We start from the raw sequence: 21,072 nt of genomic DNA on the forward strand, positions 1-21,072 counted from the left end.
TATAAAATCAAAAACAGTGAAAGGTATTTCCCCTTCCGGGAAAAAATTTCTTTTGGTCAAATTCATTTCCGGGCCTGGAAATAAAATAAATTGGTCGAATTTATTTCCTCTTTCAGAAATAAATCCGACCAATGTTTTTTGTAATTTAAACACTGCTGTGTTCGTATATTTCAATCATCCTTGCAATCTCCTCAGGGCTCTTTGCCTCATGCAGAAGCCGTCTGTATTCGTCATCCCTCAGCATATTAACAAGACTGAAAAATGCCTTTAAATAGCTTTTATGATCAATGGCGCTCAGACAGCATACAAACTCTATGGGGTCCAGCCCTTCCACTCCGAAAGGCACTGGATGTTTCAGGCGGATGAAATACATGCCAAGGCGGATACTGCCTTCTTCTACCTTCGCATGCGGCATGGCAAATCCCTTAGACAACACAACATAGGAACCATATTCCTCGATGCTGTGGATCATGGCATCTATATATCTTGGTTCAATATAGCCCCGTTCTACAAGTTTCTCACCAGACTTGCGCACTGCATCTTTCCAGTCCTCACACTCTGCATCCACCTCAATATTGGCTGCAGGCAGTAAATGATGCAGATATGGAGACAAGATCTCCGCCTCACTCTCTGCAGACTGTTTAAAATAGCCCCGGACCACTCCGCGGAGTTCCTTCATAAACTCCTCTGCTCTGTCTTCCGGCTCAATCATTCTGTATACAAGCGGACGGACTTCGTCGATCAGTCCCTTGGCACTTAACCCATCTTCCTCCATTCTGACCGGAAGATTTCTGCCGTTTCTCAGCGCATCAATTCTGTTTCCCACACGTATGTAGTCTGCATCATTGAAGGCTGCCGATACTACGACATACTCTAACGAACAGCCTTCCAGCGGAACTGTAGAAATCACAAAATCAGCTGAATTGGGTTCAATACTCATGGCTTCATGGGCAGAGACTACATCCACAACCCGGAATTTAAAATGTCTTTTCAGCTTTTCCAGTAATAATCTTGATGTTCCGATACCGGCATGGCATGCCACAATTACTCTAAAAGCGACCTCCTTATTTCTCTTTCGTTCAATGGCTGCGCACACATGGATTGCAATATATTTTATTTCTATTTCATTTAATTTACGCTCTGTATATTGATATATAACAAACATCCGGTTGATTACTGCCTCCAGCACATCCTGATTGTCTTCCAGTACCTCATTGATCACATCTGCTTCCTTGTAATCGATGGGCGGTGCAGAAAATATGGATTCCAGGTGATTGGATAAATTCTCAAAAAAATCGTAATCAGAGTTCAGATCAATACCCAATTCCGATGAAATACCTGCAATATATTGTCTTGTGATCATTTGGATAATGACTGTATTTTTTCTGAAACTGTTACTGTTCATATATCGCACACCATCCAGAAATCTGCTGAAATACTTTATATCATCTTCCGTTGTAACAACATCGCAATATTGGGAAATATATTTTAACGTATCTAAGGCAAACATATAATTTTCACTGTTTGTATCCGGCTGCGGCTCCAGAAATTCACCCAGCTGATTACGGCTCACCATAATTCTTAAGCATAAAACAATTTCCTGAAAAGAGCTGTCATCCAGATATTTTTTATAACGCTGCTCCTGCTCGCCCAAGATCTTTTGTATCACACTGGCGTCACCTGCCTGCACACTGACATTCTCAGCAACTACATTTTTATGACTCTCATAGACAGAGAGAGAAGGGCGGAGAAGGTTTAAAAGAAAGTTTCTCTTCCCGCTCTCTGAACCTTCTATACGAAGTCCCTTATTGGCATGGGAAACCACATTCAGTTTTCCTTCCCTTATAAATGCCTTGATATCTTTTAGATCGTTTATTACCGTTGCCCTGCTCACAAACAGATGATCTGCAACGGTTGCAAGGGTAATGTAATCAACAGAATTTACAATCATAGCGGATGCCACCTGTTTACGTTCTTCCTTGGATAATTTATAGCTATAGAAATCCCCCTCGAGCAGTAATGACAGAGATTCCTTAAAATCCTCAGGCGGGTTGATTCTGCCGCCGTTGTTGATCACGACTTCTTCCCGATGATTTTGATTTAGGATCGTATTAATTTCCTTCAGATCATTGCGGATGGTTTTTTGAGACACCTGAAAATATTCTGCAAATCCAGAGACTGTAATCTCATCTTTTTCCTTACTTAATAATTGCACAATCTCAGTGCTTCGCTGATTCATCCTAAATACCCCCAATTCTCTCTCCCAAAACAGTAACATTCTATTTTAATTGTATCCGAACCACTGATTTAAAAAAAGAATGATTTACTTCTTATATAAAGAAATTTTTTATAACATCTGCTGAATTAAGATTTGAATTGAATCATGGGCTTTTCTTATAAAAGAACAAAGTGGACACGCCACCTCATCTCCCCCAACCCTTCACTCTTTGAGGGGCTTGTACACTTTGCGCGCCAAATGCAATTTGCCACAGGCAAATAGATTCCTTGCGCATTTGTGCGCATCCTGCACGGAGTGCTTCCATATTTTTTACTTTTATATTGTGCTCTCCATTTCCTACCGCAGTAAACTTTCTCTCTGCATATACCGGCATACAAAGGGCCTGTTCTGTGATCCTTTCATCCAGCTCTCTGCATATCTTACCTGCTTCTTTCAGATCTCCGGCTTTTTTCAGCCTGCTCTCAAATGCTGTAATCTTTTCGTCCTGAAAGTTTCTTTCATCCAAGAAACCTCTCACTGAAGTAAGTTCCGGTACTGCCGTGTTATGGTAATACAAATCATACTCTTCAGAATCGGTAGTTTTAACTTTGATACCGGCAGCTTTCATATCTTTAGAAAATTGTTTAACAAACAGATCTGCGTATAGAATGCCGTCAGCTTTTAATGTCAAAGAAAGCTCTTTTCCATCCTTTTCCCAAATCCCTTTTTTATTTTTTTTATACCCTGCACTCTCAAGAGCCTTTTGGGCATCATCTTTAGAATAGGGATATGCCTCTTTTGCTGTTCCTTGAAGAAAGCTTCCCTGCTTAAAGTTAGAAAACGACTGCTGTCCGCTGTCTCCTGCAGAATCCTCTGCGAACTTCTCCTTCTGGAACGCATAACAGACTGCCTGACGCACTTCTTTTTTATTAACGGCAGACTTCCTTCTCTGGCAAAAATCAAGCACTGTCTGAATATCGCTGGCCCCATAATAAAGGCTGATAACCCCTGATTTCTGCAGACTGGAAATCAGGCTTTTATTGGCCTGAAACTGTGCCGCGTCAGCTTCTCCTTTTGTAAGCATCTCTTCTATATTATTGCTGTTAATATTTTTAATTGTAATCTTTTTCTGTTTGGCTTCGCCGTTATAAAATTCCGGATTTGCCTCCAGCTCAAACGGCAGGTTTGCAGGCTGTCCTTTCAGGCGGTACGCCCCTGTATATAAATATTTATTTTTGCTTCGGTCGCTTATCTCACCGATGCCTCCGGTTAACAGATACATATTGGATGGATCTGCCTCTGTGAACTTAAAAACCAAAGTTGTTTCATCCTTAACCTGAATCCCTTTCAGATCCTCTGCCTGCTCCAGTTTGCCTGTTTCATAACCCTTCAGCCTTGCGAAGCAGTCTTTGTAGGCAAAAGAAGATCTTCCGTCGCCCAAAAGCAAAAGAGCCTTTTTAACCTTAGCTGCCGTAAGCTTTGAGCCGTCGCTGTACTTCAGACCGCTTTTTAATTTTACTGTATACTCTTTATGGTCAGAAGAGACATCAACGCTGTCTGCAAGCACATTTTCTGTAGTTCCATCGGTACTAATCCTGATCAGCGGTGAAAATAAGAGATCCGACACGGCCTTCTCCCCTGAATATTCAGCAGCGGCCGGATGCAGGCCCCCCTGATAGTTTTGTATGCCGATGACCATTTCTCTGCCCTTCTGGTCCGGAAGCTTTTTTTCGGCTTTATAGAGAAGCTCAGCGGTATTTCCTCCTCTGCCAAGCCCCCAATACAGACCTATGCCCAGAATAACCGCTGCAGCTGCTGCCGCGGCTGCCCGGTTTTTTTTGTGTTTAAAGAATTCTTTTGCCTTCTCCAATGTTCTCCCTCCCGTTGTCTCCATAACTGCGAAAAACATCCATCACAAACTTGTAAACTGCTTATGATGGATGTTTTCTGTTATACCTCTTCGTCCTTCCTTTTCTTCCTGTACACTGCGAACGCTGCCGCGGCAGATGCTGCAATGAGGATAATGAAAATGTAAAGGTTTCTGCTGTCTCCTGTTTTAAGCACCCTGCGCACCCTGATCGGGCGCTGTGGTGTCTTTTTGGCTTTCGGTTTCCGATCCTTTGTTTTGTTGTAGTATGGTTCTTCTTCCTTTTTGTAGTAGAACCCAAAGTCGATGCTTTGGTCATCCTTGACCGTATTCAGGTCAGCGGCTTCCATCATCCTGTCTGCATCTTCGGAAAGTCCCAGCTTTTCAGCTTCCTCTGCATTCAGTTTCAGCATCCTTGTGCTCACAAACTCAAATTCTTTCGCTCCCACAAGCCCTGTGATCGTCTCTTCTTCAGACGGCTGTCCGTCGACATCAACATACCATCCGTCGCTGTCTGTCTCAGAATCCTTTCCTGCATTGCGCTTGGTCAGAAATGCCTCATTCGGCGTCTCTGCTTCGACTTTATAGCGGTAAGGCTTCAGGTAATCCTTTGAGCCCGGATTCAGATCTGTTACCGGAACGATAAACTGATAATGTCCGTTTTTGTCTGTCTTGATACTGCTCGTTCCCCTCAGGTCTTTGACTGTCTGCCATGCATCTCCCTCTGCATCGTACCGGTAGAGGTTTACTTTGACATTCTTGATGCCTCTCTCTCCTTTGTCCTGAAGGCCATTCTGGTTTTCATCGTTCCACACGGTATCCCCAAGGGTCACACGGTTTTGGTATTTGATGATCCCACAGTCAACAGTTTTTTCATCCCGTGCAGTAATATAGTTATAACCATTGCCATAGGCGTCTTCTTCTTCCAAAGGATTTACCAGCAGGAAGCTGTGGGAGATTGCATGAAGGCGGTCTTCTTCATCAAACAAGCCAAAGTCACTGTCAATCTCCTGATTCTTTCCGCTGCCCGCTTTCAGAAGCGTCAAATCCTCATCAACTGTCTTCTTTGTCCTGAGCCGGTATTTTTCCGGAACTTTTAAATCTTTATTGTAAATATCCAGATCCTTAAACCTGAAGACACCTTTGCTGTCCGTCTTAGCAGATGCGATGGTTTCATAAGTATCATCCTCCTGCATAACCGGCTCCTGATAGCTGCCGGTGCCTGCCGGAATACTTACATCCCTTCCTTTCTTTCTGCTCTTTGCTGTGTCCGGATCCTGTATTTCTCCGTTTTCCGGAGTGTTTTCATCCGGTGCCGGCTCCGGTTCGTCTTCCTTCGGCTCAACTTTTCGTTCCAGCCATACCGTGCGTCCCGCAACAGGTTTGTGGTGATCCGCCTGCAGTCCGTCTTTGTCCTCTGTGTCATTCCAGATCAGTCCTTCGATTTCCCCTTTGTCATAAGGCAGAAGACCTATATCGTAATCCCGGTCAAAGACAGCATTCAGCGTGTCATAATATTTGTTATTGTAAGAGATCACAGCGTTCTTATTGGCATCTGTAATGTCTGCTTTCTGGATCTCCTCCGCCAGGATAATATAAGGAATTTTGGACTCCTTCACATATCCGTCAGGATACAGGTTGCTGTCCTTGGTTTTATCTTTTCCCTGGGCCGGTTTTGTATAAATGTACTGATCTTTCATTTCAGGAACAACCAGCCGGTAACCCATAAGACAATCTACATCCGGTCCGCTGTCTGCCGGAACTGCCGCAGAAACTGGCAGGTTAGAGAAATAATAGGCACCTTCCTCCGTAGATTCGGTTTCTTTATCGTATTTCTCAATCCTCTTCCATTCTTTCAGTGACGGATCATAATAGCTGGCTTCAAGCTTAATCTTGATGCCTTCCAGCGGTTTTTCATTCTCATCCTGAATACCGTTTCTGTTTGCATCGTCCCATACATAGTCTCCGATATATCCTGCCTTTGCAAGTACCAGTCCGAAGTTGATTCCTTCGGTAACTGCATACCTCTTGCCGTCACCGTCATATACCGGATGCCCGGTTGCAGAATCCCTTGGTATCTCTGCCTTGAAGTTCTCTGTCCTGGCTATATTTTTGTTTCCTGCAGCGGCCATCGTTCCGTCATTGTCATCCTTATACTTCAAAGGATTCTGGGTCAGACGCACTGGTGAAGTCTTCATAAGCTGTCCGTCCACTGTCAGATCATCAATAGTGAAATAATATTCTCTGTTCGGCCACAGCATATCAAACTGATAAACTCCGTCTGCATCGGTCTGTGCCACCAGTTCTGTTCCATCCATACCCACGGCAGCATCCTTGCTTCCTTTTTCGTGGGCTGTCACTTTCACTCCTTCCAGCAGTTTTTCTCCCGGATCAATCTTACCGTTAAAGTCTGTATCTTCATGATTCACTCCGTCATCGTCGATCAGATCTTTCCACACGATACCTTTATAGCGCACCGGTTTGGTTACACCGATATCCGCATCCACGGCATGCTTATCATATTCCTTGATGGCTGCCTCAGATGACAGATCGATAGCTTTTACCTGAAAACTGTCTGTGGTATACGTCTCTGCTGTAAGACCGCTGTCTCCTTTATGTCCGACAGAAACTTTTGTGTTTGTCTTTGTTATTGGAGTAGAGAGCTGGTAGTCGTCATATTTATTTGGCATCGTAAATCTGAGCCTGTAATTGCCCGGCTTCAGATTTGCAATAATGTAATATCCCTGATTGCCCCAATAATCACTTCTTGTCACAGTTGAGTACGGCTGTTTCTTGGTTGTCACGGGACCTCCGTAGATATCCTGTTTGATGTCTCCTGTGGATTCATCCATGACAAAATCCTGGCCGTCTTTATTGATGACAGCTTCTCCGTCTACATTGCAGGGGCTGCCTTTTTCTGTGAGCAGCTCAACTTTTACTCCGTTAATTCCAGGATCATCTGCCTTTCCGTCTCCGTCCAGGTCTGTGGTCCACTTGCTCGGCAGCATTCTTCCGTTTTCTGCCTCTTTGTACTGCGCCTCATCCTGTTTGCCGTTTCCGTTCAGATCATTCCATACATAGTCTCCTACATATCCTCTTCCGGTCGGTGCCTGAAGAACTACGCCGGATCTGGCAGAATCAACAGGTGCATCCCTTTTTGCCCAGAATGCAAAGGTATTCCATCCCACATAAGGGTCAGAATCATTTCCGTTTTTGGATGCATCCGCATCTCCTTTCATAAACGGCAGGTTCAGCGGCGCCTCCATATCATACTTCAGTACATAGCTGGTAGAAGGGCCGAAGTCGGCAGTCGGATCCTTAAAGCGTACCATAAACATCTTAACACCCTTGCGGATCTCTTCCATGTTGTCAGGTGCTGCATTGATCAGATCCTGCGCTTTCACAAAGTGCTGATCCAGTTTGCTCTCGTCATCGGCAATGGCCTGGTAGTATTCCTTGGTGCTCCGATCATTGACATCCGGCATATTTTTCATATCATACAGAGAATAGCTTCCGTCTCCGTTCTTTTTGACCGGACCCACATAGACGTCATACTTATTTTTATCCATCTGAGTGGTTCCCCCGGTATCGGACTTTTCAATCCTGAAGCTGGTTAAATCGATCCAGCCGTTCCACTGGGATTCCCTTGTGAGGGATGTATAAGTCCCGTCTGCATTCTTGCTTCCTGTGATGGCTTTGTCACCGTCATACGGCAGCACATCAAAGAAAATAGGAACAGAATAATTGGACGTTGTATCCGAGTTGGTCAGAATATCTGAGAAAGTATAATTTCCTCCCTCCTGTACCGGCAGCGGCTTTGTATTCAGCATATAAGAATCGTCCACTTCTGTGACGACCTTCTTTCCTCTGGTCAGAGTACTGAACGCCTCAAATGCAATATTGTTGCTTGAAATCGCCAGGTTTTTGTCTGTCTTGTTGCTGTCATTGTTCACATCGGAGACATCGACTCTCAGAGATGCCTGTTCGTCATCATCTTCTTCTGTGATGAAAAATCTGAAAGAACCGTCTTTTGTTCCATAGACCTTTGTGCTCATGTCTTCCTGAGGCACGCCGATATCCGGCTCCCGTATTTCATAAATGTAGTCAATTACAATTTTGTCTCCCGGAGCCAGATCATTGTCAAATCTCCAGGTTACCAGATTTCGGTCTCTGCTTGTATCGACTGCCTTCCGGTAGAATTCCGGCGTTCCCGCCTTTAATTTCAAATCCTGCGTGTGCGGAGGCTGTGTCTCATCCTCTGCATTGACAATCCTCCAAGTCCAGTAGAACCTGTTTTTTGTCTCTGCATTTTTTGCAGAATAGTCCGGATTCAGCGGACAATCTTTGTCACTCTCCACCTGCTCATACGGTACATAGTCAAACTTCATCTCGTCAATGTTGGCGATAAACGGAAGTCCCACTGCAATCTCAGGCCTGGACATATTGTCTTCTTTTGATTTTTCCGGATCGTCCGACGGCAGCTTCATCATCAAATCACTTGCGTTGATCAGCTGCACGGTCTGCTTCAGCTTGGAGCTGTTTTTCAGGTTGATGGCTATATTTTTATCCCATTCATAGGAAATGGTTTTATCTGCGGCCACATGCTTTTTCAGATACTGAAGGCTCTGCTTCATATCCATACTTGGATTCTGAGATGATATCTCAACCCCGGCACGGTCATCCTGGGCTGTCAGCCCCGCATACTGAGTATCGCTGTACTTGCCCCATCCGCTGGCAAAGAAATTCGGGAACTTGCTGATCTCTGTCTGTTCCTCCAAGCCGATCTGTACGGCGATCTGAAGGGCATTTTTGTTGACACTGTCGGTAAACGCATCAGCATGCATCTTGTCAGTCTTATATCCGTTGTCAGCAGCTTTTTTCTTCTCTACCACAGACACATCTTCTTTATCTGCCGTACTGTCATCTGCATCCACATCCAGCCGGAATCCCTGAGGCACCGGATAATGCACAGGATCATCAGAGGTGACGATCCATCTCATTTCGTCGATGGCACCCTTTTCAGAATACTTCTTCAGATCTCCGGTCAGCTGGATAACCTTGTTTTCATCAATTTTAGCTCCGTCCGGATTCAGGCGTACCCACTTCATATCTTTGTCTGTCTCATCTGTTACGTTGGAGCTTCCGCTCTCAATGTCCAGTACATCCACATACACTCTCAGATGTTCTTTGAGTTCGCTGATATCCACATTGCACTTGGTATCCGGAGGGATCTCCCATTTACCTGTCTGAACCCGTTTAACAGATACGCCGATCCTTGGATCTGTCGGTTCTGCCGGCCCGTTTTTCACTGTATTCGGCGCCCGGTTCGGAATCTTATACTGGACGATAAACTGTCCCAGATTTCCTTTGTGAACCGTTGCCTCATCTACCAGCAGTGTAAAGACATCCTTTGTCTTATAGAGAGCGTCTGAAGAACGGATATCATTGGTGATATCGTCTTTCTGATAGATTCTTCTCGGGTCCTTCGTATCTGTCCTCACAGATATTTCCGGCTTGGTGACCCTGATACCTGCAGCTTTCGCCATACTGTATCTCTCACTATAAACCCCGTCATAATCGTAATCATTTCCTTCACTGTCTTTTACCTGGTTTGTATAACCCACTGTCTCGATCGGACGCCCTTTAAAGCCGCCTCCGGCTACAAAGTCTCCGTCCATATGGTGAAGATCCAGGTAGCTGGGTTCAGAATTATATTGCCAGTAATCCGGATCCTTAAGAATATCTTCCGGTTCCGGAAGTTCAGAAATCCTGGATCTGAGCACTAAGGAGAAGTCTTTTCCTGTCCTCAGCGCACCTGCGGGAAGCTTTCCTTTATGTATATTCTCTGAAGTCACATCTGCTTCCTGCCCCGGAGTAATATTGGCCAGTACTTCCTGATGGTCATAGTCTCCGTTTTGATCTTTTACTTTCTTAACCTCCAGCTGCACCTTCCATCCATGGTTTTTGGCGGTGTCGCCGCTTTCAATGTCAGACTGGCTTAAGGTCTGTTTATTGCCGTCCTTATCCGTATATTCTATATAGTAGCTTTCTATCTTGCTGTCATTGTCATAAACCAGTGCTTTCGGCAGTGTATGGTTTATGGTGAAGACGGAATGTGTCACATCCCCTGTGGTTGCATAATCTTTCAGCGCGCCCCTGTAAGCCGGACTGTTTTCCGCTTTCAGACGATACCAAAGATTATCTCCGTAGGCCAGCTGAAGCGGTGCCAGCTTGTTTGGATCTCCTGTATTATTCTGCGGTTCTGCAGTATAAGAATTTCCTGCTTTACTTCCGGATACCCCAGCTGTCAGGCTGAGTCTTGGATTCTTGGAATACAGCTTTGCGGTATTCATGACACCGTGGTCCTGAAGTACAGAGCCGTCGGCCTCATCCCCATATTCTTTTTTCCCGTCATAATTCAGGTCTGTATACTTGCCGTCTCCGCTGTCTGTCTGCCAGAAGAACAGAGAATCTGCCAGGCCTGTATCCTGAAGATTGATCTTATCTCCTTCATAATAGGATGTCATACGGCCGATAGGTCTTTCTGTCATACTCCTGTTGTCATAATAGGTTTTTCCTGACCGGTATCCGACAGACGTATAATCAGGGCTCACAGCATCCAGTCTGGGATCCTGGTTATAATATCCCTGGTTGGTGTCAACACCAACTGCATATCCGCTGTTTTCACCTCCGATTTGTTCATCGGTCAGATAGCGGAAAAGATTGTGCTGGCTTCCCAGATAAACTCTTGTGCTGTCCCAGTCTTTTGCTTTATCTGCTGAGTCCGGCCAGTTGCCTGCATAATCAGCGGCAACTACATTAATCTTTATGTTTCTTGAACGTCCGGAAAGAACTCTTACATCTTCCGTGGATGTACCCGGCTTCGGCACAAACTTGATTACATACCGCTTTGCCTCAGTTCCATCATCATCCACATCCATATACCTGATCTCCGTATCAAATTTGGATTTCAGGTCTGAAGGAAGATCCGGATCTGTATCAGCTGCCAGCTTTCCTCCGGAAGACCAGACTTTTTGTTCCATTTCCCAGTCAAGATTCTGTGCAACCGTGCCGTCCTGTTTTGCATGAATGACTTCTCCATGCTCATCCAGGGGCTGGACCCCATAAGGCAGCACAACGGTCACTGTAGGTTTAAACAAGGTTCCCCTTGCCCCTCCGTTGGTCGTATAGTTATAGCTTCTCTTGCTGTCTGCGCCGCTTCCGTTTCCATGGTTATAATCCGCCAATATATATTCATTTTCCAGGCGGATATTCAGCTGCTTGACTTCCGTCTCTGCCTGGGTATACCACTGGTCGGCACTTAATATATCATTTGAATCTCTTTTGCCGTACTCGGCCCAGAAACGCACCAGAGGTTTTCTCTGCCTTGCCTGAGCACCGGTTACTGCATACTTGGTGCTGTCAGAGCTTCCGTCATTTGCACCGATGGCAAAGCCCACATCTTTTCTCTCGACTGCCTGGGAATATGTATTTCTTCCCTTCAGATACAGAGGCCATGGGGACAAGAGATTAAAATAGGCATCTGTGTTGCAGTAATTACAGTACCATACTCCGCTTTCCGGATCATTGCACTGAATGGTGCCGCTTTTATTTGCCTCAGACATATCCATGCTGTCATTTTTGTCATAAATTTGATGATACATGGTGTTCGGAACATCACTGTCCTTAGAATCCAGATCCACCGGACGCACATACAGCCTGTCGTACCACATCTCATTTAAATTCTCATCTGTTACTTCAGACTTGAATTCCACAGACATCTGGTAATGCTGCTGACTGGATGCATCCAGACTTCCCCTGTTCCAGAACCTGGTGAGCTTTTCAGGCACCGTAATCCGGATCACCCATGACTTTCCGTTGGCATCTGCAGCATTGTAAGTCTTTGCTGAATAGCCGCTGTTGTGGACAGGATCTGCCCATTCTTTCGGAGCCAGAGCCCCAATATCCGTATCTCCGGGCTGCTGAAGGATCTTGATATTTTCCTCCGGCACTGTAACCTTGGTGCCGTCCTTCATCCGGGCATCTACCTCCAGCCTGCCGTCTTTTAATACCGGTTTCGTACCCCTTGGCATTACATAGGTAAATTCTGCCCCGTCTGTATCCCAGTCGCCATAGTTGAATGCGTACAGTTTTGTAGTATATTTCTCTTCTGCCTCCAATGCCGCAGTCTGCGCATCATAGCTTGGAACATCATGATAATGTCCGCTTCCTCCGGAATAATTGATATCCGCCTGATCATAATAGATGTTATTTGTCAGTATATCGCTGCTTCCGGTGATCCATGCTTTCTGCAGATGCAGTGCGTGTTCTGCCCAAATGGTATTGTGGTAATTATCTCCCATGACAGTTTTCCACTTATCCATATTTGGAGAAGCTGTTCCGGAAACGATCCTTCCGGATGTCAGATATCTGTAATAAGCGCTCTCTGTTCCTCCCCCTCCGGTGCTGTTCCTGTAGGAGATGGAAGCAGCCTCTTTGGCAGGATCTGTGACAGACATATTGGTATAACACATCTGTCTTGAAGATGAATTAATGTCATAGTCAAAAAATCTTCCGTTGTCGCCAGTAATCTGTCCCGGTATATATGCATAAGAATCCGTCAGGAACTCTCCTGCATCAATTCCCTTGCCTGGTGTTCCGCTGACTCCGAAATCATGGATCAGGTTATCCATATCCATGGTCTTTGAGCCGGAAGCACCTGCATTAGGTGTCGGCCCGTCAGCATATTCCCCATAACGCGGAAGGTAAGCATTCTCTTTTGTATCGCTCCATGTTGCCATAGGCAGATCATCTTTTCTTGCTTTTGTCTTATAGACGATTTCGATGCGCTCGCCTCTGGACAGTTCCTGGCCTCCAAAATCATACTTATAAATCTTAAAATTAATCTTCTTTGCCGGGTTTGCCGCTGTATCCGTCGGCTTTCTGTCTGTTGCGGATGTTACCTTCTGGAACTCCTGGCTTCCTCCGATGTCCAGATCTTCCATGTCAGATACAGTGACTGCCGGTTTCTGATATTCTGAATTGTTCTTCAGAGTGCCGTCTTTGTTATACCATAAGACAGTGATATCAGCCGGATCAGGGGCATCTACATATTCCGGTATCTTATCGTAGAGCACCGGATGTTCCAGAGCTCCCCTTCTTGCGCTGTCTTCTGTCCATTTGTTCCATGCAGTCAGTTTATACCAGAAGGCTTCATTCGGACGGTAGGCCGCTTTGTTCTTGCTGTTATTTTCTGTATAAACAGCCTTGGCATCATTTTCCTTGTCAAATGCCTGAACATCGGCGAGCATATTCGGAAGCAGCCGGTATACGGTAAATGTGTGATTTGTTCCCGCCAGCAGATGTGCCTCCGTCTTGTCATCATCTGATACTTTGTAATGCTCATGTCCGTAATCAATATCCAGGATACCGCTCATAGTACTGTTGTTTTTGTTTACTGCGGAAGTCCCGTTTTCATCTACATAATTTGCCGTACCGTGAAGCACTACATTCGGCATTTTATACACACCGCTTCCTTCTGCCGCAGGAATATCTTCATAGACCCAGCGGATCTGCTTCACTTTGCTCATATTGCTGTCATCTGCCTTAAAGGCATCATCCATCAAAATCCAGTCTGCATCTCCATCTGCTTTGTAATAAAACACAGCATCATGCTGGACTCCGTTTACTGTATATTTCGCTTCCGGCCATTCCTTCAGATAAAAGTTTTGTTCACTTTTTACTGTCTGGTTAGAAAGATCTATGCTGATTCCGGTCTCCTTCAAATCGTGCATGGTTACATTCTGGATATTTGAGACCGTCAGATCCACATCCATCAGATCATTCACCCAGCCTGTTCCCCCTTCTGTGGAGGAAGGATTTGAATAATTAATCGTCGGAGATCCGGCATCCATAAAGGATACACTGCTCGTAAGCTCTGCTGCCGGAACCGGTGTGCCGTTCAAATTCAGATCCACTGCATAATTGTTTTCTGCACAACGCCTTGTGAGAGCAGTACTTCCGAATGCATCGCTGCACCAGGATGAGTAGGAGGAACCATAATTTGAATCCCTGTTTACAAAATAGTACGGATAATAATGGTTTCTCTGTCCTCCGCCTGCATATACACTTGTCTGAACAGTTTTGCCTTCAAATGCACCGGAAAATTCATCCTTCGTCTCCAGTACCACAGTCACTGTATAGTCTTTGCCCAGCTTCAGATACTGGTCCCCGTGTTCTGTGTCAGTCTGGATCACAATGCTTCGGTATGTATTTTTAGAGTCCGGCGCTTCCAGTGCTCCGTTTACCGCCGGTGTTCTGCCGGATACGGAACTGCTGCCGTCAAGAAGCTCTCCCTTCAGATCTCCAATTCCGGAGGAAGTATCTTTTGTATATTTCCATCCCACAATCTTCATGCCCACCGGAGCAGTCACCCGGACGGACGGATTCTTAAACGGAGTATTGCTCTCAGAACCGTCTGCCTCTTTCTCAGATTTATTGGAAACCTTCACCTGATATTCAATCCGGTCTCCCGGGATGATATGGTTCTGATCTACTTTCAGTTTTGTACCATTTTTTTCATCATATGCCGGTGACTTTGTCTCGTCATCCTCGCGTTTCTGTGTCATATCCACATGGGAAACTCTGTTGTAAACGGTCTCCGTAGCTGTAGGAACTGCAGTCGTTGTGCTCAGCTGATAACCAAAAGTTGAGGACTCCGCTTCAAAGCCGCTGATACTATTCTGAATTCCGGTTGTATAGAAATAGTCATGGGCACCGCTTCCGCCTACTGTCGGTATAGAGTTTTCATTCCATACATCATTGTCCAGATCCTCTTTGGTCCGGTCTGCAAAGATTCCGTCAAATGCAATATCGTCCAGAGCCTGTTTCGGTCTCAGGAAGTTATTATAGTTGTCTGCATTTTTTTCTTTCGCCTCAATTTTAATTGTAAAACTCTGGATATAACATTTTGTAAACTCAGTACCACTTATAGTATAGGTGGAAGTGTTTAAGGCATCATCCCCCACAAACAGCTTGGAGACATCCAATACGTAATAATCAGTTCCGTTAATCGTCTTCTCGCTGAATTTGTCTTTTACGTCCACCCCTTTATCAGTACCGGAATGGGTTCCGTCATTGATCTTGAACTGAGTCACATGCCACTTGTCAGAGTCAAAGACAGATTTCGGAATCTTTACCGTCTGAAGCCGGAATCGGGTGTCCAGATTCTGGTCGAATGTAAATCCGCTGATATCTGCGTCTCTGGACTCGGAATTTGCAGGATCATTTCCTCCATCGTCTGTACCGGCGTTTTCCAAATGTATGGTAAACGCTGACGCTTCCGGTTTCATTTCCGGCTGATCTGCGGTATTCTTGGATGCCTGATAGTCCCATCCTTTACTTCTATCTGCCGTCAGTTTATATCCTGGTTTTAACGGAATCCTTCTGGCAAGCAGGGTACCTGTCTCTGTAATTCCATTGATTACGGTACCGGAAGGATCATAATTTTTAAATGTGTTGGTGTTGACGGTATTGACACCTGCATTATTGCTGTCACCTTTGAGGGCAAGGATCTGGCCATAAATATTAATCAGCGGCTCCTTTTGATCGTCAAATGCTGTTTCCTTTTTGACGCCGTCAATCTCTGTTTTTGTGTAGTCTCCGTCCCCTGCGATATCTTTTACCTGAAGCCTGACTTTTGTCAGATACTGGCCGTTCTTCAGTATAATATCCTGCCCGTCTAAAGCCTCACTGACATTATCCTCCCCTTCATAGAACACTCTGATCTCTTTATAATCTGCTTTATCTGAGTTTTTAAAGTCGCCCGGAACTCTCTGGATCTTTGTTCCGTCAGAAAGCGTCAGAACAATCTCACCGTCTATTCTGTCTAAAAGCTTTGTCTTCATCTGTACAGAAGTACTTTTAAACCCTTTGTACTCTCCATTACTGTCTTTGGTAATCGGAGGCAGGGTATCTTCCAGCACCGCATTGTCGATGTACGGGATATAACTTCCCCAGTTTGCGCCGGAAGCCCCGGCCTTATATCTGTAGAAGGACATACTGTAGCATCCGGTAGCCCCGTAAGGATAGGACTCCTTCTTATCTGTCTCCGGATGAAGATTAACACCTTTCAGTGAATACATCTTTGCGTCGTCATAAACCACAATAGGTACTGAAGATTTCATATGTCTTGCCGTATACTCATATGTACCGCTGTGGTATCCGCTGGTGTTATATGTATAATAATAGTTCTTGAATGACCAGTCGGACCGGTAGCTGCTGTTTTTGGTAGTATCCGCATTTTCTGTCTTTACTTCAGTTGCACTTCCGTCCGGCCTTTCTGCACCGCCGATGGTCATCTGCGTATCTGCAGTTGCAGTATAGTTCCCCATCTTATAATACCGGCCGACAAATTCAAATGTATTTTGGGTATTTACATTATCCTGGTTATACCATGTTCCATAATCCGGTGATTTGGCAGTTTTTGTGCCGCTCTTTTCCTCGAACTCTTCCTTGTTGATGGAGAAAGAAATTTCAGCTTTTTTGACCGCAGTTTTTCCATCTGCAGTTTCCTTTGGATTCCTGTAGTAATTTCCTTCTTTCTCAGCTTTATAATTCGGCTGTCCGTCCAGCAGGTTGATCCGCCAATAACCGTCGTTTCCATCCCAGCTCTTGGCATTCTTATTTGCCTCCCAAACGGCTTTCGGGTCCTGAATCGTATACTCTGATCCGTCTGCCCGGGTAAGCTTGATCTCTTTGATATAGTCCTTAACCCTGGGATCTACTTTAAGGTAATAGGTCTCAAATCCCTCGGAAGGCAGATTTACTGTCATCTTAAGGTCTGCCGGCGTATTATAGGCATAGTTTTTAATCTGATACCTTGAATAGGCTGAGTCATTGTACTGTTCATGATTGTGATGTCTCTCAGGAGGCCCGCTCTCAAAATCCTGCAGATACTGGCGGAAATCCACTCCAATGCTTCCAAGTGCTTTGTATCCCACCTCAAAAGTAGAGTCATCTCTGTAATTTGATGTAGACCGGGCATGTTCTGAAGGTTCCGCCCCGTTATTGTACCGGGTGGTCTTGTTGTCCGGCGTTACAAAATAAGCATCTACCACAGTATCAAAATACATAGGACTGATCAGAAGTCTTCCTGCATCCTGATTGCTCAGATCAAAAGAATTCTGGGTTGTATAGAGCCTGCTCTTAATCACAGCTGCTGCCTGGTTAATCTTGCGCATCTCAATGTCAGACAATCCTGTCACTTCAATAGCCTGTGACGCCGCCGGGCCCTTTCCTCCCTTCATGGTTCCTCCGGATACCTTGATGTTTTTAAGGATACCCAGGTCTGCAATGTTTTCTTTTGGAAAAGTCCAGCCTTTGTCTCCCAGTGCAAATGTTTTGGATGGCTGGTCCTTCTGCTTAAACGTCTTCGTATCTTTGTCGTAGACAAACGTTCTGCTCCCTCCGGAGCCTGTAACTGTAATCTCTTTTACATCAGCGGCTTCCAGAAGGTTTTTCTTCACCAGGACAGACTCTCCGTAAAATCCTTTTCCTGCCTCCGCAGAAACCTGATTTGCCGCATTCAGTTCTGTAAAATTGATGTCCGTATCAAAGGCCGGTGCATCATTGGCCGCACTGTTTCCGAACCAAAAAGCAAACGTTGCTTTCTTCTCATACGGAATCGCAAGTCCCATGATATTTCCGTCTACCATACTGCTGTTATTTTCAGTATTAACTTCTGTCTTATCATAATAAGGATTCAGATGGACATTGACTTCCGGTTTTGGATTATTAACTGTCATGGACATACTGGCTGTTTTCGCAGGGTTGTTCATATTCAGCGGATCCTTGCATGACCACTCTCCCTTAAAGGATGAGGTGCCATAAAAATCTGCGGTGCCTCCTACGGTAATATCCAGTTTGTCTGTATTCTCCATTCCGTTAAACGGTTCAAAAACGACCCGCACATACTTAAGCCCGTTGGACATGGAATCCTTCCACATACTTTCCGGAATCGTAATCAGCCCTGATGACGGTGCAGGAATCTGCTCTTTTGAAAGGACAAAATCCGGCTCTTTTGCTGATCCCGCATAAGTATTATTCGTAATATCATAAAACTCGATCTTGGAAATCGATCCGAATTTCTTTATATCACTGATTGTAATCTCATCCGCCAGAAATCCCACTGTTTTCCCGTCCACAGTATTGGCCGGAATTGTCATAAGGAACTCTCCCGGGTTTATCTCTGAATGAGACTTATTCCCTATATGGAATACTGCCTTTGCCCCGTCTTCGTTATACGGCACAGTAATAGAAGACAGCTTGGAGGCTTCCACAGTGTCCGGCTCATTATAGACATTTCCCGTAATCTCCGGATTTACACCTTCTATGGTAATTGTTCCGGAACCATTTTTGGTGACGGTGCTTGCAGATGAGCCCGGATAATTGGTTGAAACCGTTCCGCTGGCTGTCAGTGAACCATAATCCTTCAGGGTTCCCATAACCTTCAGGTAGGTCTGTGCATCCAGTTCCTTTCCGTTCTCAATCTTATTGTTTCCGGCAAAAAAGTCAAATTCAATGCGGATACTTTTCAGATTATCCAGGTCCCCCTTCCAGAAGGATCTGTCAAATGTAACATTTCCGTCACTGTCAGCATAGCCCTGTACAAGGGTTTTCAGTGAAACCTTTTTCGTTTGGTTATGGATATCTGTAAGGATCAGAGTGCCTGACGGATAATCCTTATCATCCTCACTTGCTCCTACAGAGGAATTAATCATGGCATCTAAAAGTTCTTTTTTTAATAAGACAGTTTCTGTCACATACCCTCTGTCATTTGCGGCTCCCGGAACATTCAGCTGAATATATCCCGGTGCGATTGGTCCTTTTGACTGGGTTCCGGCTCTGAGAATATAACCGTCCATACCCTGACGGTCGTACTTTCCATAAACCGTCTGATTGTACGGAGAACGGCTGCTTCCTCCTTCTGTCACTGTCGTTCCGCTCTCCCCGTCCTTCTTTTCTGAATGCACTGCAGTCACCACAGTGTCGATATCCGGAGGAGTCAAAACCATATCTGCCTGGACTTTATACGGCTCCTGTTCTTTGACCGTCCATTCGCCCTCGTTGTCTCCATCGCCTACTTTAAAATATTTATAATCAAACTGGACCTCTGCTTTATTCTGAATAGCAACATTGCTGGTAGGGTATCCGCTGATCACAACCTTCCCGGGCAAAACAGTATCTGCATTCATTTTTTCGGTCAGATTGATGCGCACCCTGCCGGTAGCGCTGCGCGGGAGATTTCCTTTTACTCCCTCAAATCCCCAGCGGACGTAATCATCTGTCTTTTTTTCTGTCACTGCCTGTGTAAAATCAACCCACTCTTTTTCTCCGGTACTGGAATTGGTGACTTCATACTGAAATGGATGTTCCTTTGCAAGAAATTTATCCTTTCCGTCAGCTGCATATTTTGCCGGCGCTTCATAAAAAAGGCCGTCCAAAAGATAGTGGCTCGGGATCGTATCTGTCACTCTGGGAGAAAACAGCGGAATATTCCCTTTGTTGTTTATATTTTCTATGTAGAACTCAGACAGGCTGTTTACATAAACCTGCTTATTGTACGGCGGCTCGGATTCTGATGTCTTCTTTGCACTGTAGTCCGGGTCAGGCTTTGTAAATGTAGCTGTAGCGTTGGTTGTCTTGGACCAATAAATTTCCGGCTTTCCGAATATGATCGTAGAGACCAGCTTAGTCTGGAGTTCATTGGTTGTACTGCTGCCTTTAAACTGGATATTGTTTGTGAATGGCAGCCTGACCAGAAATTTTGCCTGATGGTGCAGCTTTTTATCCGGATGGGCATCAGAATAATTTTTTGCATGGATCTCTTCCTCATGGATGACCGCAATCTGGCCGTTTCCGGTATAAGAATACGGGACAGGATCTCCCAGCTTCCCTTCTTTAATCTCTTCCTCTGTCAGATCCGTCACGTTATAGACGAGAACCCCGCCCTCGTCCTCCTTTCCGATAAACTCCGTGTTTTTCCAAGTATTCGGATTATTCGGCTCTTTATTTTCCGTAATCGTTCCGTCCTTATAGATCCATTTTGCAATATCTTTTGTAAAGATACCGTCCACTCCGCCGTCGGAAGAACAGAACGGCACTTCAAACATCAGATTCATCTTGTCGAAGGTTACATCCTTGGGACCATCGTTATCTGACGCATCTGAAGTATTTTTTATGGTTACATAGTGATCCGCATAATTGTACTCTTTCCATGCCGGAACAGCCGGTGAATCTTCAAATATCGTCTCCCATGAAAGATTTGTGTTTACAAAAACTTTAATGGCATTCTCATCTACCCCCGGAGACTTCCATTCATCCGCGATCTTATTGTCATTTTTATCATAATACTCTTCATATGAGGAGCTTCCTGTGATCTTGCCCTGTGTCTTTTCCGGCACGTCCCCGAAAAATTTGACCTTAAGACGGAAGGTCAGGGACTCTCCGCCCTTCATATCGTTGCTGGCTACCAGTACGATCTTTCCTTTATATACCGTATCCTGGTCAAAGGCCTTCCCCTCCTCTGTCTGCCAGCTGTCAGCCTCTATGACATTGGCCTGCATACCCAGCTGTACATCTGCCGGGTTTACATTCTCATCATATACCTGAAGGTTCCCTTCACTGTCATAAAAAAATGAAGGCAGCGTAACCGTAACCTTCGTTCCTTTGGCGTAACCGGAAGATGTCCCCACAACGTCAACCTGGCCCGTCAGTTCCTCTGACGCGCCGTTTTTCAGCATAGTGACATTCGTACCCGGCTCCTGATGACAGGAAAAGCTGACCTGAAGACCTGGTACCTCCTCTGCTTTTACGTTTTTAATAAGTGTTGAAAAATTTGGACTCTGGACTACCATTAACAGTGCCAGAATCATAGAAATGACCTGCCTAAACCTTTTTTTCATAACTCCGTTCCCCCTACGGACTT

General features: G+C 45.1%; 3 protein-coding genes. All 3 read right to left on the bottom strand.

Features of this window, described 5'->3' with window-relative positions; all coding sequences use genetic code 11:
- Nucleotides 1-145 precede the first annotated feature (145 nt).
- The 3 genes from KH180_RS12310 to KH180_RS12320 all read right to left on the bottom strand — a co-directional run bounded on the left by KH180_RS12310 (nucleotide 146) and on the right by KH180_RS12320 (nucleotide 21,049).
- Nucleotides 146-2,239, bottom strand: a complete 2,094-nt coding sequence (locus tag KH180_RS12310) for a BglG family transcription antiterminator (protein WP_290760771.1) — start codon at nucleotides 2,237-2,239, stop codon at nucleotides 146-148.
- 184 nt (nucleotides 2,240-2,423) lie between these two features.
- Entirely contained in the window at nucleotides 2,424-4,088 is a 1,665-nt protein-coding gene (locus KH180_RS12315) for an ABC transporter substrate-binding protein (protein WP_290760773.1), read from the bottom strand.
- An 80-nt stretch (nucleotides 4,089-4,168) separates the two neighbouring features.
- The gene (locus KH180_RS12320; RefSeq protein WP_290760775.1) at nucleotides 4,169-21,049 is read right to left on the bottom strand and encodes an SdrD B-like domain-containing protein; all 16,881 of its coding nucleotides are present in this window, start codon (nucleotides 21,047-21,049) and stop codon (nucleotides 4,169-4,171) included.
- Nucleotides 21,050-21,072: the final 23 nt, after the last annotated feature.

Origin of the sequence: Anaerostipes sp., from assembly GCF_018381315.1 — a bacterium.
Classification (GTDB): Bacteria; Bacillota; Clostridia; order Lachnospirales; family Lachnospiraceae; genus Anaerostipes.

Coding starts and splice junctions, on each gene's coding strand:
- KH180_RS12310 (WP_290760771.1), bottom strand. CDS start 2,239: ATGAATCAGCGAAGCACTGAGATTGTGCAATTATTAAGTAAGGAAAAA.
- KH180_RS12320 (WP_290760775.1), bottom strand. CDS start 21,049: ATGAAAAAAAGGTTTAGGCAGGTCATTTCTATGATTCTGGCACTGTTA.